19 protein-coding genes are annotated in these 16,070 nt (G+C 60.1%); 10 read left to right on the top strand and 9 right to left on the bottom strand.

Features of this window, described 5'->3' with window-relative positions; genetic code table 11:
- The first annotated feature begins 63 nt into the window (after positions 1 to 63).
- Positions 64 to 1,053 (top strand): 2-hydroxyacid dehydrogenase, encoded by a 990-nt coding sequence (locus ACQ4MY_RS28305; RefSeq protein ID WP_440097187.1) that lies wholly within the window; start codon positions 64 to 66, stop codon positions 1,051 to 1,053.
- A 21-nt stretch (positions 1,054 to 1,074) separates the two neighbouring features.
- Here the strand turns inward: ACQ4MY_RS28305 and ACQ4MY_RS28300 are convergent, their stop codons facing one another.
- Positions 1,075 to 1,524: a hypothetical protein gene (locus ACQ4MY_RS28300; protein ID WP_008079165.1), complete on the bottom strand. Its 450-nt coding sequence runs from the start codon at positions 1,522 to 1,524 to the stop codon at positions 1,075 to 1,077.
- A gap of 133 nt (positions 1,525 to 1,657) precedes the next feature.
- On the opposite strand from ACQ4MY_RS28300, the gene ACQ4MY_RS28295 reads away from it, so the two are divergent.
- Together ACQ4MY_RS28295 and ACQ4MY_RS28290 are read left to right on the top strand one after the other, a co-directional pair.
- Positions 1,658 to 2,092 carry a hypothetical protein gene (locus tag ACQ4MY_RS28295; protein WP_008079168.1) on the top strand — a complete coding sequence of 145 codons (435 nt, stop codon included), beginning with the start codon at positions 1,658 to 1,660 and terminating at the stop codon, positions 2,090 to 2,092.
- On the top strand, positions 2,092 to 2,496 hold the full coding sequence (locus ACQ4MY_RS28290) for an META domain-containing protein (RefSeq protein ID WP_008079169.1): 405 nt from the start codon (positions 2,092 to 2,094) through the stop codon (positions 2,494 to 2,496). Before ACQ4MY_RS28295 ends, ACQ4MY_RS28290 begins: the two co-directional genes overlap by 1 nt.
- Positions 2,497 to 2,591: 95 nt before the next feature.
- Here the strand turns inward: ACQ4MY_RS28290 and ACQ4MY_RS28285 are convergent, their stop codons facing one another.
- On the bottom strand, positions 2,592 to 3,059 hold the full coding sequence (locus ACQ4MY_RS28285; RefSeq protein WP_158829120.1) for a TlpA disulfide reductase family protein: 468 nt from the start codon (positions 3,057 to 3,059) through the stop codon (positions 2,592 to 2,594).
- A gap of 113 nt (positions 3,060 to 3,172) precedes the next feature.
- Between ACQ4MY_RS28285 and arsC the strand changes: the two genes are divergently transcribed.
- The 3 genes from arsC to ACQ4MY_RS28270 are packed head-to-tail and all read left to right on the top strand — an operon-like array spanning position 3,173 to position 4,547.
- Complete coding sequence (gene arsC / locus ACQ4MY_RS28280; RefSeq protein ID WP_008079173.1) at positions 3,173 to 3,526, top strand: arsenate reductase (glutaredoxin); 354 nt, start codon at positions 3,173 to 3,175, stop codon at positions 3,524 to 3,526.
- Complete coding sequence (gene wrbA / locus ACQ4MY_RS28275) at positions 3,523 to 4,119, top strand: NAD(P)H:quinone oxidoreductase (protein WP_440097186.1); 597 nt, start codon at positions 3,523 to 3,525, stop codon at positions 4,117 to 4,119. Before arsC ends, wrbA begins: the two co-directional genes overlap by 4 nt.
- Before the next feature lie 2 nt (positions 4,120 to 4,121).
- A complete protein-coding gene (locus ACQ4MY_RS28270) occupies positions 4,122 to 4,547 on the top strand; it encodes a DUF2069 domain-containing protein (protein ID WP_008079178.1) in 426 nt (141 codons plus the stop codon).
- Positions 4,548 to 4,626: 79 nt separating this feature from the next.
- Here the strand turns inward: ACQ4MY_RS28270 and ACQ4MY_RS28265 are convergent, their stop codons facing one another.
- Both ACQ4MY_RS28265 and ttcA read right to left on the bottom strand, forming a co-directional pair.
- Positions 4,627 to 5,301 (bottom strand): DNA-3-methyladenine glycosylase I, encoded by a 675-nt coding sequence (locus ACQ4MY_RS28265; RefSeq protein WP_440097185.1) that lies wholly within the window; start codon positions 5,299 to 5,301, stop codon positions 4,627 to 4,629.
- Positions 5,302 to 5,467: 166 nt separating this feature from the next.
- A complete protein-coding gene (ttcA, locus tag ACQ4MY_RS28260; protein WP_440097184.1) occupies positions 5,468 to 6,292 on the bottom strand; it encodes a tRNA 2-thiocytidine(32) synthetase TtcA in 825 nt (274 codons plus the stop codon).
- Between the two features lie 383 nt (positions 6,293 to 6,675).
- On the opposite strand from ttcA, the gene ACQ4MY_RS28255 reads away from it, so the two are divergent.
- Positions 6,676 to 7,278, top strand: coding sequence for a Yip1 family protein (locus tag ACQ4MY_RS28255; protein WP_008079182.1), 603 nt, complete (start codon positions 6,676 to 6,678; stop codon positions 7,276 to 7,278).
- A 132-nt stretch (positions 7,279 to 7,410) separates the two neighbouring features.
- A complete protein-coding gene (locus ACQ4MY_RS28250) occupies positions 7,411 to 7,905 on the top strand; it encodes a SprT family zinc-dependent metalloprotease (RefSeq protein ID WP_440097183.1) in 495 nt (164 codons plus the stop codon).
- 107 nt (positions 7,906 to 8,012) lie between these two features.
- Here the strand turns inward: ACQ4MY_RS28250 and ACQ4MY_RS28245 are convergent, their stop codons facing one another.
- Complete coding sequence (locus ACQ4MY_RS28245) at positions 8,013 to 9,194, bottom strand: CaiB/BaiF CoA transferase family protein (protein ID WP_440097181.1); 1,182 nt, start codon at positions 9,192 to 9,194, stop codon at positions 8,013 to 8,015.
- A gap of 231 nt (positions 9,195 to 9,425) precedes the next feature.
- Positions 9,426 to 10,760 (bottom strand): dicarboxylate/amino acid:cation symporter, encoded by a 1,335-nt coding sequence (locus tag ACQ4MY_RS28240; RefSeq protein WP_008079185.1) that lies wholly within the window; start codon positions 10,758 to 10,760, stop codon positions 9,426 to 9,428.
- 350 nt (positions 10,761 to 11,110) lie between these two features.
- Here ACQ4MY_RS28240 and ACQ4MY_RS28235 point away from each other — a divergent pair, with 350 nt between their 5' ends.
- On the top strand, positions 11,111 to 12,109 hold the full coding sequence (locus tag ACQ4MY_RS28235; RefSeq protein WP_008079186.1) for an AraC family transcriptional regulator: 999 nt from the start codon (positions 11,111 to 11,113) through the stop codon (positions 12,107 to 12,109).
- 84 nt (positions 12,110 to 12,193) lie between these two features.
- Here the strand turns inward: ACQ4MY_RS28235 and ACQ4MY_RS28230 are convergent, their stop codons facing one another.
- The 3 genes from ACQ4MY_RS28230 to ACQ4MY_RS28220 form a co-directional block, all read right to left on the bottom strand.
- Positions 12,194 to 13,540 (bottom strand): ATP-binding protein, encoded by a 1,347-nt coding sequence (locus ACQ4MY_RS28230; RefSeq protein ID WP_440097180.1) that lies wholly within the window; start codon positions 13,538 to 13,540, stop codon positions 12,194 to 12,196.
- Positions 13,537 to 14,214 (bottom strand): response regulator transcription factor, encoded by a 678-nt coding sequence (locus ACQ4MY_RS28225; RefSeq protein ID WP_008079190.1) that lies wholly within the window; start codon positions 14,212 to 14,214, stop codon positions 13,537 to 13,539. The genes ACQ4MY_RS28230 and ACQ4MY_RS28225 overlap by 4 nt, the downstream gene beginning before the upstream one ends.
- 152 nt (positions 14,215 to 14,366) lie before the next feature.
- Positions 14,367 to 14,972 carry a hypothetical protein gene (locus ACQ4MY_RS28220; protein WP_440097179.1) on the bottom strand — a complete coding sequence of 202 codons (606 nt, stop codon included), beginning with the start codon at positions 14,970 to 14,972 and terminating at the stop codon, positions 14,367 to 14,369.
- A gap of 144 nt (positions 14,973 to 15,116) precedes the next feature.
- Here ACQ4MY_RS28220 and ACQ4MY_RS28215 point away from each other — a divergent pair, with 144 nt between their 5' ends.
- Complete coding sequence (locus tag ACQ4MY_RS28215; protein ID WP_008079193.1) at positions 15,117 to 15,908, top strand: dienelactone hydrolase family protein; 792 nt, start codon at positions 15,117 to 15,119, stop codon at positions 15,906 to 15,908.
- The last annotated feature ends 162 nt before the right edge of the window (positions 15,909 to 16,070 follow it).

The following is a 16,070-nucleotide window of genomic DNA, read 5'->3' as shown; positions in this document are numbered from 1 at the left end:
GCTCAGGCGCGCTAAAGTTGTCGCGGGTGATTGCAGCCCGCGTCGATGCTCCAGGAGGATTTCATGCGCACGATCGTTTTCAGCAGCCAGACCTACGACCGCGACAGCTTCATCGCTGCCGACGGCCCGGCCGACATCGAACTGCACTTTCAACCGGCGCGGCTCAGCCTCGACACGGCGGCACTGGCCGACGGGCATGACGTCGTTTGTGCGTTCATCAATGACGACCTCAGTGCCACCGTACTCGAACGTCTGGCCGCGGGCGGCACCCGACTGATCGCCTTGCGCTCGGCGGGCTACAACCATGTTGACCTGATGGCCGCCAAACGCCTGGGGCTGACCGTCGTTCGCGTCCCGGCCTACTCGCCTCACGCGGTGGCCGAACATGCGGTGGCGTTGATCCTGGCACTGAACCGGCGTTTGCACCGCGCCTACAACCGCACCCGCGAAGGCGATTTCAGCCTGCACGGGCTGACCGGTTTCGATCTGGTCGGCAAAACCGTCGGCATTGTCGGCACCGGGCAGATCGGTGCGACGTTTGCGAAGATCATGCACGGCTTCGGGTGTGAGTTGCTCGCATACGATCCGTATCCAAACCCACAGGTTCTCGCCCTCGGCGCGCGTTATCTGAGCCTGCCGGAACTGCTCGCGCAGTCGCGCATCATCAGCCTGCACTGCCCGCTCAACGAGCAGAGCAAACACCTGATCAACCGTGACTCACTGGCGCACATGCAACCGGGCGCCATGCTCATCAACACCGGTCGCGGTGGCCTGGTCGATACGCCGGCGCTGATTGACGCACTGAAAGAAGGTCAGCTCGGCTATCTGGGTCTGGATGTGTATGAAGAAGAGGCGCAACTGTTTTTCGAGGATCGCTCCGACCTGCCGCTGCAGGACGATGTGCTGGCGCGCTTGCTGACCTTCCCGAATGTGATCATCACCGCGCATCAGGCTTTCCTGACGCGCGAGGCACTGGGTGCGATTGCCGCGACGACCCTGCACAACATCGCGGCCTGGGCGGCCGGTGCGCCGCAGAACCAGGTCGAGGGTTGACGCGCAGGCGGCGAATTCGGGCTAGAGCGACGCCGCCAGTATCAACAGCGCCAGCCAGCCGAAACCGAAAAAGCGCTGCTTCATCGAGTGCCCGCGGCGCAGCAGGAACCAGACGAAAATCATCGGCATCAGGAACACCATGATTTTCAGCCAGCCTTCGACCGGGCGGCTGCCGTCTTCATTGATGTGCATTTCAACCCCGGTGGCCGGCGCACGACGACGCTCTTCGGCGGCGGGCGTGACGGGCGGCAACGGCTGCGTTGCGGGAGGGACGAACGCCTCCGGCACTGCTTTGTTGCGGGGCAGACTGCCGAACGAAATCGTCGAGACCTGAACGGGCGTGGCGCCAGACTGCGGTTGTGCTGCAGGTACCTGGCTGGCCTGCGCCGCCATCGGTGCGCCGCAATGAATGCACGCGGCGGCTTGCGAGCTGATGCTGCGCTTGCATTCATAACATTCGATCAGCGCCATGTTGCGTTCCTTCAGAGTCGAGGGCGGCAGTTTGCCATGGGTGTGGGTCGATTTGAACCGGATCGAAGGTCGCACGCGCACATCATTCTGCAACCGGGCCCGTGCTAGCATGTCGCGCATATTTGGAGGACCCATGGTCGAACACGATTTCCGCTACAACCTGATGAACCCGCAACACACCCTCACCGAATGCCGCGCGCTGGTTCCGGGCCGCTATCAGGTGACCGGCAACGGTGGCTCGATTCGCATCGGCGACGCGCTGTTGGTCACCCTCAAAGGCAGCAAGGATTTGTCCATGCGCCTGACCGTCGAAACCGTCCGCCACCTGATCAATCCGCCGGGCCAATGGACCGCGATGACCACGGGCCCCGTGTTCGGTGAACTGGCCATCCATACCTGGCAGGTCAACTGCGACAGCTGCGCCAAAGAGCTGAGCTTTGAATTTGCCGTGGATGCCAAACTTGGCAAAACCGCGGAGAAACCAGCGGCCACGGCACGTATCGCCGAGCTGGGCTGGAAAGCCGTTGGCGACAAGCATCTGTGCCCGAAATGCCAGGAGCCTGCGTGATGAAACGCCTTGCCCTGACCGCTCTGGTCGGTGCCGGCCTGGTAGGCTGCGCCGCGGAGCCTGTGCAACTGCAACAGAACCGCAGCTACATTCTGGAATGGATCGGCGAGCGGCCATTGATGGATTACAGCCATCTGACCGTGACCCTTGGCGATGATGGTCGCGCCTACGGCAACGGCGGCTGCAACCACTGGTTCGCACCGTATACGCTGGATGGCGACAAGATCAGCTTCGGCAAGATCGGCAAGACCCGCAAACTCTGCGCCCCGGCGCTGATGGAGCAGGAGCAACGCTTCCTGCAGGCGCTGGAGCATGTCGAGCGCTGGGACATCTCGCCGATCGAGCAGATGCGCTTCTGGCCAGCCGCAGGCAAGCCGTTGCGCTGGTGGCTGGAAGAGGGTTAACCCGCAAAAGATCGCAGCCTTCGGCAGCTCCTACATGAGTCCGTGTACACCCTGTAGGAGCTGCCGAAGGCTGCGATCTTTTCTTTCACAACAACCTATTTGGTTGCTTGCAACGCCTCCAGCTTCGCCATCACTCCCGCCGCCGTCTGCTCGCCCATCAGCTGTTCACGCACCTTGCCTTTGTTGTCGATGATGTACGTCACCGGCAGTGCCTCACTGCGTGGCAAGTCGAACAACTCCGCCGGATCCTGCGCCAGCACGGTGAACTTGATGCCGAGCTTCTCGCTGGCGTCTTTCAACTCGACACCCTGCACATTGTCGAAGTTGACCCCGAACACGCCGACGTTCTTGCTCTTCAGTTCATCAGCCAAATGGTTGAGTTCCGGGATCTCGGTCCGGCACGGGCCGCACCATTCGGCCCAGTAATTGACGATTACCCATTGTTTGTCCAAGCGCTCGGAGGCGACTTTTTGACCGTTCTGGTCGATCCCGTAATCGTTGCCGCAGCCCCCCAGCATCAACGCCCCGATAATCGTCAATGCCGCTGCCAATCGCCGTGTCATGTCCTGTTCCTTGTGAAAATTTGAAGGCGCCTGCGACCCATCGCCTCTGACGGTTCTGGATTGCGCGCTGCACAGTTAGAATAGCCGCCACTTTACGCCAGAAGCGACCCGCCATGACCGATCTGACGCTTTATCACAATCCGCGCTGCTCGAAATCCCGCGGCGCGCTGGAACTCATTGAAGCCCGCGGCCTGACGCCAACGGTCGTGCGCTACCTCGAAACCCCGCTGAACGCGGCGCAAATCAAGGCCCTGCTCGGCAAGCTGGGGATCAGCGCACGTCAGTTGCTGCGCAGCGGCGAAGATGAATACAAAATGCTTCAACTCGCTGACGAAAGCCTCAGCGAAGCGCAATTGATCGACGCCATCGCCCAGCATCCGAAATTGATGGAGCGACCGATTCTTGAAGCCGGCGACAAAGCCGTCATCGGCCGTCCACCGGAAAACGTGCTGGAGTTGCTGCCGTGAGCGCGCCTTACATTCTGGTGCTGTATTACAGCCGCAACGGCTCGACCAACGAGATGGCGCGGCAGATTGCTCGCGGTGTCGAGCAGGCCGGCCTCGAAGCGCGTCTGCGCACCGTGCCGGCGATTTCCACCGAGTGCGAAGCGGTGGCGCCGAGCATCCCGGACGACGGCGCGCTCTACGCGACTCTCGATGATCTGAAAAACTGTGCCGGCCTGGCGCTGGGCAGCCCGACGCGTTTCGGCAACATGGCCGCGCCACTGAAGTACTTTCTCGACGGCACCAGCAACCTGTGGCTGACCGGCGCGCTGGTGGGCAAACCGGCCGGCGTGTTCACCTCGACCGCCAGCCTGCACGGCGGTCAGGAAACCACCCTGCTGTCGATGATGCTGCCGCTGTTGCACCACGGCATGTTGATCACCGGCCTGCCCTACAGCGAATCGGCGCTGCTGGAAACCCAGGGTGGCGGCACGCCTTACGGCGCCAGCCATCATGCCGGGGCGGACGGCAAAAAGGGTCTCGATCAGCACGAAGTGGCGCTGTGCCGCGCGCTCGGTCTGCGTCTGGCCAAGACTGCGCAGAAACTGGAGGGCTGACGGTGGCGAAGAAGCCGAAAATCCTGCCTGCCGTCGAGTGGCTGGAGCCACGCGTGAAGGCCATGCGCGTCATCAGCCTGCTGAGTTTTTTCGCCTTGGGCGGATTGCTCGCGGCCTACTATCTGATCTTCGCTGACCTGCACGGCGCACGGCCGTGGGTGATTCTGCTGGTCGAGCTGATCCCGTGGCTCGTCCTCGCCCCGGCGATGATCATGGGCAGCGCCCGTGGCCATTCGTGGATGTGTTTTGTGGTGAATCTGTATTTCATCAAGGGCGCACTGGCGGCGTATGACCCCAACCGGCAGTTGTTTGGCGTGCTGGAGATGGTCGCGAGTCTGGCGGTGTTCTGCTCGGCACTGTTGTATGTGCGGTGGCGGTATCAGTTGAATCGCAAATTGGCTGGCGAAGGCGAAATCTCCATCGCCTGATGGAAAAAGATCGCAGCCTTCGGCAGCTCCTACATTTGGAATGCGTTTCCCTGTAGGAGCTGCCGAAGGCTGCGATCTTTTAATGATTAACGGTGTAGGCGAGCATCATCGAAATCTGGCTCATCGGCCGCCCGCCGCTCTGTTCATGCCACTGGTTGAACGCGTCCTGCACAATCTTCAGATCACGCTGGCTGGTCGGCACCTTGTCGACGATCTTCTGTGCATTCAGCGCTGCCACCACGTCATAGCTCGGCACGAAGGTGTCCTTGCCGACCATGCGCAAAAACCGTGGAGCCGATAGCCCGCCGAGTTGATGGCCGTGCTTTTTCAGATACGTCCACAAACCGACAATATCAGTCACCGGCCAGTCGGCGATCAGCGCGCCGAAACTGCCCTTTTCCTTCTCGACGTCGAGGATGAACTGCGCATTGCGCGGCACGCTTTTCAACTTGCCCAAGTGACGAATGATCCGCGCGTCCTGCATCAGCCGCTCGAGGTGTTCGGCGCTCATCAGCACGACTTTTTCCGGGTCGAACTTGAAGAACACTTCTTCGAAGGCCGGCCACTTGGCGTCGACCAGACTGTGCTTGAGGCCGGCGCGGAATACGCGTAAAGCCATGGTCGAGAGGTAGCGGTCGTCGCTGATCTTGCGCAGTTGCGCGGGGGTCTTGGGAACGGGCAGATGGGCTTCCAGTTCAGCCGCCGAACCGAAGCGGTTCAGACAGTATTCGTGCAGCCACTTGTAATCGCGCATGCCCTCTCCTGGTGAATTGAATAAAGAAACTAATGCGGGGCCCTGTGGTGAGGGGATTTATCCCCGATGGGGAGCGGAGCTCCCCCAGAAAAGCGGGGGGGCTGCTGCGCAGCCCATCGGGGATAAATCCCCTCACCACAAAAGTGTGGCCCCACAGAGATTGGGTTTAGAGATTGACGACGCTCACAAAGCGCGAAGCCGCAGTCTCGTCGATCTTCAGGCTGGTGAAGTCGAACAGGTTGCGGTCGGCCAGTTGCGACGGGATGACATTCTGCAGACTGCGGAAGATGCTTTCCGTTCGACCGGGTGTCTTGCGCTCCCAGTCCTGAAGCATGTCCTTGACTACCTGACGCTGCAGGTTTTCCTGCGAACCGCAGAGGTTGCACGGGATGATCGGGAATTCCTTCAAGTCCGAATAGGCCTGAATGTCTTTCTCGTTGCAGTACGCCAGCGGACGGATCACCACGTTGCGGCCATCGTCGGCGCGCAGCTTCGGCGGCATGGCTTTCAGCGAACCGTTGAAGAACATGTTGAGGAAGAACGTCTCGACGATGTCATCACGATGATGACCGAGGGCCATCTTGGTCGCGCCGATTTCATCAGCGAAGGTGTACAGCGTGCCGCGACGCAGGCGTGAGCACAGCGAGCAAGTAGTCTTGCCCTCGGGAATCAATTCCTTGACCACCGAGTAGGTGTCTTTCTCGACGATGTGGTACTCGACGCCCAGCTCTTTGAGGTAGGCCGGCAGCACATGCTCGGGGAAGCCTGGCTGCTTCTGGTCCATGTTCACCGCGACGATCTCGAACTTGATCGGGGCAACCTTCTGCAGGTGCAGCAGCACGTCGAGCATGGTGTAACTGTCCTTGCCCCCGGACAGGCAGACCATGACCTTGTCGCCGTCTTCAATCATGTTGAAGTCGGCAACCGCTTCGCCGGCCAGGCGGCGCAGGCGCTTTTGCAGTTTGTTCTGGTTGACCGTAAGAGTGCCCATGACGCGAAATCCGTGAGGTGTGACGAAAGGCCGGCATTTTACGCAAAAACCCCGGATGCGCGAAGCATCCCGACTGCTCGCATTCTGAAATGCATATTCATGTAGGAGCTGCCGAAGGCTGCGATCTCTTGATTTTGATTTTTCAAGACAAGATCAAAAGATCGCAGCCTTCGGCAGCTCCTACAGGGCCAGTCAAGACTGTGCGGCGATTAAGCCCCGTGTTTACAGCGCGATTTGCTCTAAGCCCCTAATACCTGTGCGGTTAAGTCCTTTCTATACTGCGACATAAGGTCGCACACATCCAAGACCTGAATTTGCTCGGCCTCATTGGCCCGTAGGCGCTCCGTTGGGGGGCGATGGCAATAACAAGAGGAGTGACTGGCATGATCCATCACGTAGTGGGACTTTTTACCCACCCCGATCAGGAATGGAAGGAAATCCGTGGCGACCAAGAGGAAAGCATCAGCCACATGTACCTGACGCACACGCTGATTCTGGCGGCGATCCCGGCTATCTCGGCGTTCATTGGCACCACCCAGGTCGGCTGGGTGATCGGCAACCGTGCGCCGGTCATGCTCACCGTCGAAAGCGCAGTCTGGATGACCGTCATGTCGTACCTGGCCATGCTCGGCGGGGTCGCGGTCATGGGCGCCTTCGTGCACTGGATGGCGCGCACGTATGACGCCAATCCAAGTCTGGCCCGTTGTGTCGCATTTGCCACTTACACCGCAACACCGTTGTTTGTCGGCGGGCTGGCGGCGCTGTATCCGCATATGTGGCTGGGGATGATCGTCGGCACGGCGGCCATCTGCTACACGGTTTATCTGTTGTACGTAGGGCTGCCGACGTTCATGAACATTCCGTCGGATGAAGGGTTCCTGTTTTCAAGCTCGGTGCTGGCGGTGGGTCTGGTGGTGCTGGTTGCCATTATGGCGTTCACCGTGATTGTCTGGGGGCTGGGCGTAGGTCCCGTCTATACCAACTGACTCGACAGGCCAATCCAATCCGAGGCCGCCGCAAGGCGGCCTTGTCGTTTGCCGGATGACCATTCGGCAGCTCGGCGATTCGCAAGTCCGGGGCGTTGCGGCATACTCGCCGTCTCTGGAGATCCATCAAGCATGCCCGAGCAACTCAATACCCGCGTCGAAGACTGTTACCAACTCGCTGAAACCTTTTTCAAACGTCATTTCCAACGCCCCGTTGTCAGTCTCAAGCTGCGCGGGCAAAAAGCCGGTGTCGCGCATTTGCACGAAAACCTGCTGCGCTTCAACCCGCAGCTGTACCGGGAAAACACCGAACACTTCCTCAAGCAGACCGTGGCCCACGAAGTCGCGCACCTGATCGCCCATCAGCTGTTTGGCGACCGCATCCAGCCGCATGGCGAGGAGTGGCAACTGATCATGCGCGGGGTTTATGAACTGCCACCGGATCGCTGCCACACCTACGCCATCAAACGCCGCAGCGTCACGCGCTATATCTACAAATGCCCGTGCGTGGACAGTGATTTTCCATTCTCGGCGCAGCGCCACAGCCTGGTACGACAGGGGCGACGGTATTTGTGTCGTAGTTGCCGGAATACCTTGGTGTTCAGTGGTGAGATGCGGGTGGAATAGTCGGATTGTTGTTTGCTCTGGCCCCATCGCGAGCAGGCTCACTCCTACAGGTGGAACGCATTCCAAATGTAGGAGTGAGCCTGCTCGCGATGAGGCCGGTACAGACACTAAAGAATGACTTTGGAAGACCGCAGTTCTGCTATCCGCTGAGCACTGAACCCCAACTCCGCCAACACCTGATCGGTATGCTGCCCCAACACCGCCCCAACATGTCGCGGCGCCGGCAACGCCTCGGAAAACTTCAACGGGCACGCCATCTGCGCCTGCGACGTGCCATCCCCACGAGGCACTTGCGTCACCAGTTCACGCGCCTGCAATTGCGGGTGCCGAACGGCCTCACCCAGACTCAACACCGGCTCGACACAGGCATCGATCCCGGCAAACAACTCACACAGTTCAGCAAAGTCATGCCGCTCGAACTCGACCTTCAAGGCATCCTTCAGCGCTCGCTGTTGCTCAGGTTTCGGCGATAACCCCTGTGCCGCCAACTCCGGCCGCCCCAGCGCGGTACACAACTGCTGCATAAACCCCGGCTCCAGACTGCCGACCGACATCCAGCGCCCGTCGCGGGAACGGTAATAGTCATAGAAGCTGCCGCCATTGAGCATCTGCTCTTCCCATGCGGGCTCCTCTCCGCAAGCCAGATACCCGGCGCCGGCCATGGCATTCAGGCTGAACGCACAATCGGTCATGCTCACGTCGATATGGGTGCCCTGCCCCGTTTGCTGACGGGCAATGACTGCCGCGAGCAAACCGATCACCCCGTGCAACGAACCACCGGCGACATCGGCCACTTGCATGCCCAACGGCAACGGCCCGCTGTCGGCGCGGCCGGTGTAGCTGGCAAGTCCGGCCAGCGCGAGGTAGTTGATGTCGTGCCCGGCGCGATCCTTGTACGGCCCGGTCTGGCCATAACCGGTGATCGACACATAGATCAGTTTCGGATTGATCGCTTTCAATGCTTCATAACCCAGCCCCAGACGTTCCATCACTCCGGGGCGAAACTGCTCGAGAACGATGTCGTAATCGGCCAGCAACTGCTTGACCACGTCCAGCGCTTCGGGCTGTTTCAGGTCCAGTGCCAGGCTGCGTTTGTTGCGGTTCAGGTAGGCATGACTGGCGGATATCCCGGCATCGTGCGGCGGCAACAACCGCAGCAGGTCCAGACGCGTCGGCGATTCGATGCGCAGCACGTCCGCGCCCATGTCGGCCAGCAACAGCGAGGCAAACGGCCCCGGCAACAGGGTCGAGAAATCGAGGATTTTCAGTGAGGCCAGCGGTGCAGACATGGGCAAGCTCCTTGGGCGACGCACTCAGCCTAGGCAGCCATTGCCGATGCAGCAATCACCGGATATGTCAGCGGGTGTGACCGTTACGCTCAAATCGCAGGCAATAAAAAACCCTGTGGAGAGGGGATTTATCCCCGTTGGACTGCGCAGCAGGCCCCTTCTCTTATCTTCAGAAGGGGCTGCTTCGCGACCCAACGGGGATAAATCCCCTCGCCACAAGGGCTTTTTTACTTACTTGACGCTGCTCGGGGTTGGGCCTTCAGCCACACCCAGGTCATCTTCAGGACGGGTATCCGCGATACCGCGACCACCCGAAGCCAGCTCGGCGTCCAGTACGTCGGTGTCCAGCTCTTTCACCCACTTGGCAACCACGATGGTCGCAACAGCGTTGCCCACCAGGTTGGTCAGTGCGCGCGCTTCGGACATGAAGCGGTCGATACCGAGGATCAGCGCCAGACCGGCCACTGGCAGGTGACCTACCGCCGACAGGGTTGCGGCCAGCACGATGAAGCCCGAACCGGTCACACCGGCAGCGCCTTTGGAGGACAGCAGCAACACCACCAGCAGGGTGATCTGGTGCGTGATGTCCATGTGCGTGTCAGTGGCCTGAGCAATGAACACGGCAGCCATGGTCAGGTAGATCGCAGTACCGTCGAGGTTGAACGAGTAACCGGTCGGGATCACCAGACCCACTACCGATTTTTTCGCGCCCAGACGCTCCATCTTGATCAGCATGCGAGGCAGTACCGATTCCGACGAGGACGTGCCGAGTACGATCAGCAGTTCTTCACGGATGTAACGGATCATCTTCAGCACGCTGAAACCGTGCATGCGGGCGATACCGCCGAGCACGATCAGCACGAACAGCAGGCACGTGATGTAGAAGCAGATCATCAGTTGACCCAGCTGCACCAGCGAACCCACGCCGTAGGCACCGATGGTGAAGGCCATGGCACCGAAGGCACCGATTGGCGCGAGCTTCATGATCATGTTGATGATGTTGAACATCACGTGGGCGAAGCGATCGATGAAGTCGAGGATCGGCTTGCCGTAGGCACCCAGGCGATGCAGGGCGAAACCGAAGATCACCGAGAACATCAGCACTTGCAGGATGTCACCGGTAGCGAACGCGCCGACGATGGTGGTCGGGATCACGTTGAGCAGGAAGCCAACAACGCTCTGGTCAGCACCGGCCGCGACATAAGAAGCGACTTTGGAAGCGTCGAGGGTTGCAACATCAATGTGCATGCCGTTGCCCGGCTGCACGATATTGACCACGACCAGACCGACCAGCAGGGCGATGGTCGAGACGATTTCGAAGTACAGGAGTGCGTAACCGCCGGTCTTGCCGACCGACTTCATGTTCTGCATGCCGGCGATGCCGCTGACCACGGTGCAGAAGATGATCGGGGCGATGATCATTTTGATCAGTTTGATGAACCCGTCACCCAGCGGCTTTACCGCCACGCCGAACTGCGGGTAGTAATGACCGAGCGCAATACCGATGATGATTGCGATGATCACCTGGAAATACAGGGATTTGTACAGTGGCTGACGAGTCGTCATTGCAAATTTCCTCAAGAGCCCCGCGTGCAACATCCATCTGTTACGCCGCGAAACCTGAATTGCGAACCCTCCTGCACTGGAGGGATTTGTTGTTGGAGCGGCGTTTTCCGGACGGGATCAACGCACGCTTCTGTCGCTTGTATCGCAAACCTCGTGCCACTTTGGTGCGTTTCGCTGCAAGCCTTTTGATATCAGGGCCTGCAGGTTTTTCGATGTCACCGCCTCGCGAGTTGATTGTGGCGGATTTCCGCCAACCGGCCCGCTCTCGTCCTACAATTTGGCGGAAATCCGCCTTGTTGCCCACGCGCCCCCCGACTACCATCCGGCGTCTGAGAAAGGATCTGCCGCTTATGCGTGAACGCACCATTGCCAGCCATTTCGCTCGCGCCGCCCTCGGTGGCGCGCGCCGTCTGGGCTGCGATTATTCAGGGCTGCTGCAGCAACTGGGCATCAGCGCGGAACTGCTCGACGAGCCGCGTGCACGGATCGCCCCGGAGCAGTTCACCCGGTTGATCCAGGGCCTGTGGCTGGCGCTGGACGACGAGTACCTGGGTTTTGGCAGCGCGCCGAGCAAACCCGGCAGCTTCGCGATGATGTGCCACGCCTCGATTCACTGCCGCAATCTGGAGAAAGCACTGCAGCGCGGTTTATTGTTTTATAGCTTATTCCCGGGCGCCCCGCGCCTGACCCTGAGCCGCGAAGACGAATGGGTGCGCTTGAGCCTGGACGACGCGTCATTGTGGGACCCGGATCACTTTCTCACCGAAAGCCTGTTGGTGATCTGGCATCGACTGGGCAGCTGGCTGATCGGCCAGCGCATTCGCCTCGAACACGCGACCTTCAGCTATGCGAAACCCGCCCACGGCGCCGAATACGACCTGCTCTTCCCCTGTCCCATGACCTTCGGCACCGAGCACAGCAGCCTGCTGTTTCATAGCCGCTATTTATCCATGCCGTTGTTACAGGACGAGCGCACGCTCAAGCATTTTCTCGAACGCTCCCCCGCCGACCTGCTCTCGCGCCCGGATGACGGCGACAGCCTGAGCAGCCGCTTGCGTCGCTTGCTCAGCCGCGACAGTGCGCGCTGGCCAGATCTGGAAGCGGTGGCGGCGCACTTGCACATCAGCCCGCAGACGCTACGCCGGCATTTGCGTGAGGAAGGCAGCAGTTTTCAGGAGTTGAAGGATCAGCTGCGGCGGGATATCGCCATCTACCATTTGGGGCGCGCGGATTTGTCGTTGCAGCAGATTGCCGAGCAGCTTGGTTTTTCCGAACCGTCGGCGTTTCACCGCGCGTTCAAGAAGTGGACGGGGCTGACGCCCGGGGCCTATCGGGCGCAGGAACAGTAAGATCAAAAGATCGCAGCCTGCGGCAGCTCCTACATTGGCAATGTGCTCCCCTGTAGGAGCTGCCGCAGGCTGCGATCTTTTCGGTTACACCGCAGGAAAATGAATCCTGAACGCCGCCCCGCCCATCGGCGAATCGCCCAGCGCCAATTTCGCGTTGTAGCTTTCGATGATGTCCTTGACCACCGCCAACCCGATCCCCTGCCCCGGATGCTGGGCATCCAGCCGTTCGCCACGCTCCAGAATCCGCGCGCGTTGATCCGGTGGCACTCCGGGACCGTCGTCCTCGACGCACAACTCAACCCCGGCCAACGTCTCGCGCACGCTGATGCGCACCTCGCCAAGGCACAGGCGATAAGCGTTTTCCAGCAGGTTGCCCATCATCTCCAGCAAGGCGCCCTGCTCGATCGGCACGTAACAATGCTCGGGCAGATCAAACGCCACGCGCACATGTTTATCGCGGTAAACCTTGTCCAGCGTGTCGCAGAGGCTTTTCAGCACCGGTTGTAGACGTACCTGATGACGCACCAGACCGCTTTTGCGCAGGCTCGCGCGTTGCAGTTGATAGCCGATCTGCTGGCTCATGCGCTCGATCTGGCTTTGCAGCACCCACGCCTGATCACGGTCTTCCGGACGCTGGGCCATGTCTTCGCTGACCCCTTGCAACACCGTCAGCGGGGTTTTCAGGCTGTGGGCCAAATCATCGAGCGAATCGCGATACCGACTGCGCTGTTGACGTTCGCTGTGCAGCAGACGGTTGAGCGAGCCGGTCAGGCGCAGTAGCTCGCGAGGGTGTTGTTCGGTGAGGCTTTCGCGGGTGCCGCCTTCGATTTCGTCGAGTTCCTGACTGAGTTGGCGCAGGGCTTTGAGGCCCCAGGTCAGGCCGATCCACAGCAGCGCCAGCAACACCAGCAACGCTGCGCCGAAACCGAGGTAGAGATTTTCGCGCAGGCCTTCGAGGGTGGTTTCGTATTCGCGCACCGGTTGCAGGGCGACGATGCTGAACGCAGCGCTTTTACCGCCGAGCAGTTTCACTTCAACGTCGTAGACGAAGAATTCCTGACCGTTGGCTTCGCGAATCCGCGCGAACTCGTTGCCGAGGCCGTCATAGCGCGGTTTGTAGTTGATCTGCTCTTCCTGGGTGGCTTTCGAGCGCCAGACCAGATGCCCTTCGCGGTCGTAGATGTAGCCGAGCAAGCGGAAGTCAGTGAGATTGAAACGCTCATCCGGCAACTGATTGGGCATCACCAGTCGGCCGTTTTCGATACGTGCGGCAGAGATCAGCGTGGTGACGTCCGAGGCCAGCCGCTGTTCGATCGAGTCCTGCAACGCGAGGCTGAACGCGCCCTGCATCGCCGGGAGCAAGGCGAGCATGAACAACACCGCCAACGTGGTGGCGGCGAGCATCAGCCGAACGCGTAGCGAACGAATCAAGTGCAGCGCTCATTGAACAGGTAGCCGAGGCCGCGCACGGTGTCGATCGGCTTGAAGCCGGCCGGGCCTTCGAGTTTACGGCGCAGGCGGCCGACCAGCACTTCGATCACGTTCGGATCGCGCTCGTCGTCGTCCGGGTAGAGCTGCTCCATCAAGCGATCCTTGGGCACCACTTGTTGATGGTGGCGCATGAGGTATTCGAGGATGCGATATTCGTAGGCGGTCAGCGCCAGCGGCTGTTCGTCGAGGGTCGCCTGTTTGCGATTGAGGTCGAGCAGCAGCGGGCCGGCGACGATGGTCGACTGGGTAAAACCGCTGGAGCGGCGCAGCAAGGCATTCAGGCGCGCGTCGAGCTCTTCGAACTGGAACGGCTTGACCACGTAATCATCGGCACCGGCGGCGAGGCCTTCGACCTTGTCCTGCCAGTTGCCGCGCGCGGTGAGGATCAGGATCGGGAAGGTCTTGCCGCCCGAGCGCAACTGGCGGATCAGGTCGAGGCCACCCATGCCCGGCAAACCAAGATCGATCACCGCCAGGTCAAAGTTGAACTGTCCGGTCTGGTACAGCGCCTCTTCGGCATTGGCCACGGACTCGACCACGTGACCGCTCTCCGTGAGACGGGTTTGCAGGTGATGGCGCAACAGCGCTTCATCTTCGACGACCAACAGTTTCATAGCTCTCTCCCGGGTAAATCCAGAATCTCCAAAAACACACCCGTAGGAGCAAAGCTTGCTCGCGAAGGCGGTGTGTCAGTCGACATCTAAATTGACTGACCCAGCGCTGTCGCGAGCAAGCTTTGCTCCTACAATGATTTCGCTGTCGCTCCTTAGAAACTGTAGTTGGCCGACAGGTAAGTCTGCGCGCTGCTGTTCAAATCCAGCGAGCCTTGTTTGCTGCCGCCACTTTCTTTCATTTCAGTGCTGGCGTTGCTCATCAGGTAACGGTAACCGAGTTCGACCGAGGTGTTTTGCGAGACTTGCTGCAACACCCCGAACTGGCCGCCGACCGCATAACCGATGTCACTGTCGCGGCTGTAGCCTGGCGAATCCTGCGTCAGCTTGGTCAAACCGGCAGTTGCGCCACCGAACAGCTTGGTGCTGCCGCCCACCGGATAGAACAGATCGTAGCTGCCCAACAGGTTTTCCTGACGCAGTTTAATGCCATTGTGCGAGCCCGACACGTTGTCATAAGTGGCGTAGTAGCGACCTTGACTGTTTTGCTGACCGAGGCGTACGCCGTAAGTGTTGTTGCCATCGATGGCGCCGGTGGCGTTCGGATGGTCGAGGTTGTCGTTCAGTGCGTTGGACTTTTTAACCTTGTCGCTGGTCTGGCCGAAGGTCAGGCCGGCGAAGTTCGAAGTAGTGTCGGCATGGGCCGCGATACTGGCGCTCATTACGGTCAATGCCAGCAACAGTTTGTTAAAGCGAGTCATGGGTATTTCCTCTTTCACAGTGCTGTTTGGGTATGGCGCAAGGTTACTGACCTGCCCCTGTACCGCCCCTGAACACTCTCTGAACCTGACCTGAACCAAATGGACTAGGCTGTTTTGACCTTTTATTGTCAGGAGACCCCCACCATGCGCCTGTTCCTTGCCCTCACGTTGCTCGCTGTCAGCAGCCTCACCCAAGCGGCGATCAAGACTGAAGAAATTCCCTACCAAAGCGCCGATGGCACCCAGTTGATCGGTTACTACGCCTATGACGACGCAATCAAAGGCAAGCGCCCGGGCATCGTCGTCGTGCATGAATGGTGGGGCCTGAACGATTACGCCAAGCGCCGCGCACGCGATCTCGCCGAACTCGGCTACAGCGCACTGGCGATCGATATGTATGGCGAGGGCAAGAACACCGAGCACCCGAAAGACGCGATGGCGTTCATGCAGGCGGCGACCAAGGACGCCGATGCCGCGAGCAAACGTTTCGCCGCCGGGCTGGATCTGTTGAAGAAACAACCGCAGACCGACGTCAACAAACTTGCGGCCATTGGTTATTGCTTTGGCGGTGGTGTGGTACTCAATGCCGCACGTCAGGGCGTGCCGTTGGCAGGGGTGGTGAGTTTCCATGGCGCACTGGCAACCAAAACGCCCGCCACCCCGGGCAGTGTGAAAGCAAAAATTCTGGTCGAGCACGGAGCGCTGGACAGCATGGTCACGCCGGACAACGTCACCGCGTTCAAAAGTGAAATGGACAAGGCTGGCGCTGACTATAAATTCGTCAGCCTCGACGGCGCCAAACACGGCTTTACCAACCCGGACGCGGATCGCTTGAGCCACGGCGAACACGGTGGCCCGGACATCGGGTACAACAAGGCCGCGGATGAAAAATCCTGGGCGGACATGAAAGCGTTCTTCCAGAAAATCTTCAGCTAACCGCGCCCGACCCTGATCGTTCCCACGCTCCGCGTGGGAACGCAGCCCGGGACGCTCTGCGTGCAAACAGCGGACGCAGAGCGTCCATCGAGGCATTTCCACGCAGAGCGTGGGAACGATCAATGTAGGAGTGAGCCTGCTCGCGATCGCCGCGCCGCCAAT

The organism is Pseudomonas sp. SM4 (genome assembly GCF_051913165.1).
Taxonomy (GTDB): Bacteria; Pseudomonadota; Gammaproteobacteria; order Pseudomonadales; family Pseudomonadaceae; genus Aquipseudomonas.
Note: the sequence above shows the minus strand (reverse complement) of the source record. Positions and strands in the feature narration are given on the sequence as shown.

Excerpts from the sequence above, each read along its gene's own strand:
- ACQ4MY_RS28305 (WP_440097187.1), top strand. The coding sequence starts at position 64 with ATGCGCACGATCGTTTTCAGCAGCCAGACCTACGACCGCGACAGCTTC.
- ACQ4MY_RS28300 (WP_008079165.1), bottom strand. The coding sequence starts at position 1,524 with ATGGCGCTGATCGAATGTTATGAATGCAAGCGCAGCATCAGCTCGCAA.
- ACQ4MY_RS28295 (WP_008079168.1), top strand. The coding sequence starts at position 1,658 with ATGGTCGAACACGATTTCCGCTACAACCTGATGAACCCGCAACACACC.
- ACQ4MY_RS28290 (WP_008079169.1), top strand. The coding sequence starts at position 2,092 with ATGAAACGCCTTGCCCTGACCGCTCTGGTCGGTGCCGGCCTGGTAGGC.
- ACQ4MY_RS28285 (WP_158829120.1), bottom strand. The coding sequence starts at position 3,059 with ATGACACGGCGATTGGCAGCGGCATTGACGATTATCGGGGCGTTGATG.
- arsC (WP_008079173.1), top strand. The coding sequence starts at position 3,173 with ATGACCGATCTGACGCTTTATCACAATCCGCGCTGCTCGAAATCCCGC.
- ACQ4MY_RS28265 (WP_440097185.1), bottom strand. The coding sequence starts at position 5,301 with ATGCGCGATTACAAGTGGCTGCACGAATACTGTCTGAACCGCTTCGGT.
- ttcA (WP_440097184.1), bottom strand. The coding sequence starts at position 6,292 with ATGGGCACTCTTACGGTCAACCAGAACAAACTGCAAAAGCGCCTGCGC.
- ACQ4MY_RS28255 (WP_008079182.1), top strand. The coding sequence starts at position 6,676 with ATGATCCATCACGTAGTGGGACTTTTTACCCACCCCGATCAGGAATGG.
- ACQ4MY_RS28250 (WP_440097183.1), top strand. The coding sequence starts at position 7,411 with ATGCCCGAGCAACTCAATACCCGCGTCGAAGACTGTTACCAACTCGCT.
- ACQ4MY_RS28245 (WP_440097181.1), bottom strand. The coding sequence starts at position 9,194 with ATGTCTGCACCGCTGGCCTCACTGAAAATCCTCGATTTCTCGACCCTG.
- ACQ4MY_RS28240 (WP_008079185.1), bottom strand. The coding sequence starts at position 10,760 with ATGACGACTCGTCAGCCACTGTACAAATCCCTGTATTTCCAGGTGATC.
- ACQ4MY_RS28235 (WP_008079186.1), top strand. The coding sequence starts at position 11,111 with ATGCGTGAACGCACCATTGCCAGCCATTTCGCTCGCGCCGCCCTCGGT.
- ACQ4MY_RS28225 (WP_008079190.1), bottom strand. The coding sequence starts at position 14,214 with ATGAAACTGTTGGTCGTCGAAGATGAAGCGCTGTTGCGCCATCACCTG.
- ACQ4MY_RS28220 (WP_440097179.1), bottom strand. The coding sequence starts at position 14,972 with ATGACTCGCTTTAACAAACTGTTGCTGGCATTGACCGTAATGAGCGCC.
- ACQ4MY_RS28215 (WP_008079193.1), top strand. The coding sequence starts at position 15,117 with ATGCGCCTGTTCCTTGCCCTCACGTTGCTCGCTGTCAGCAGCCTCACC.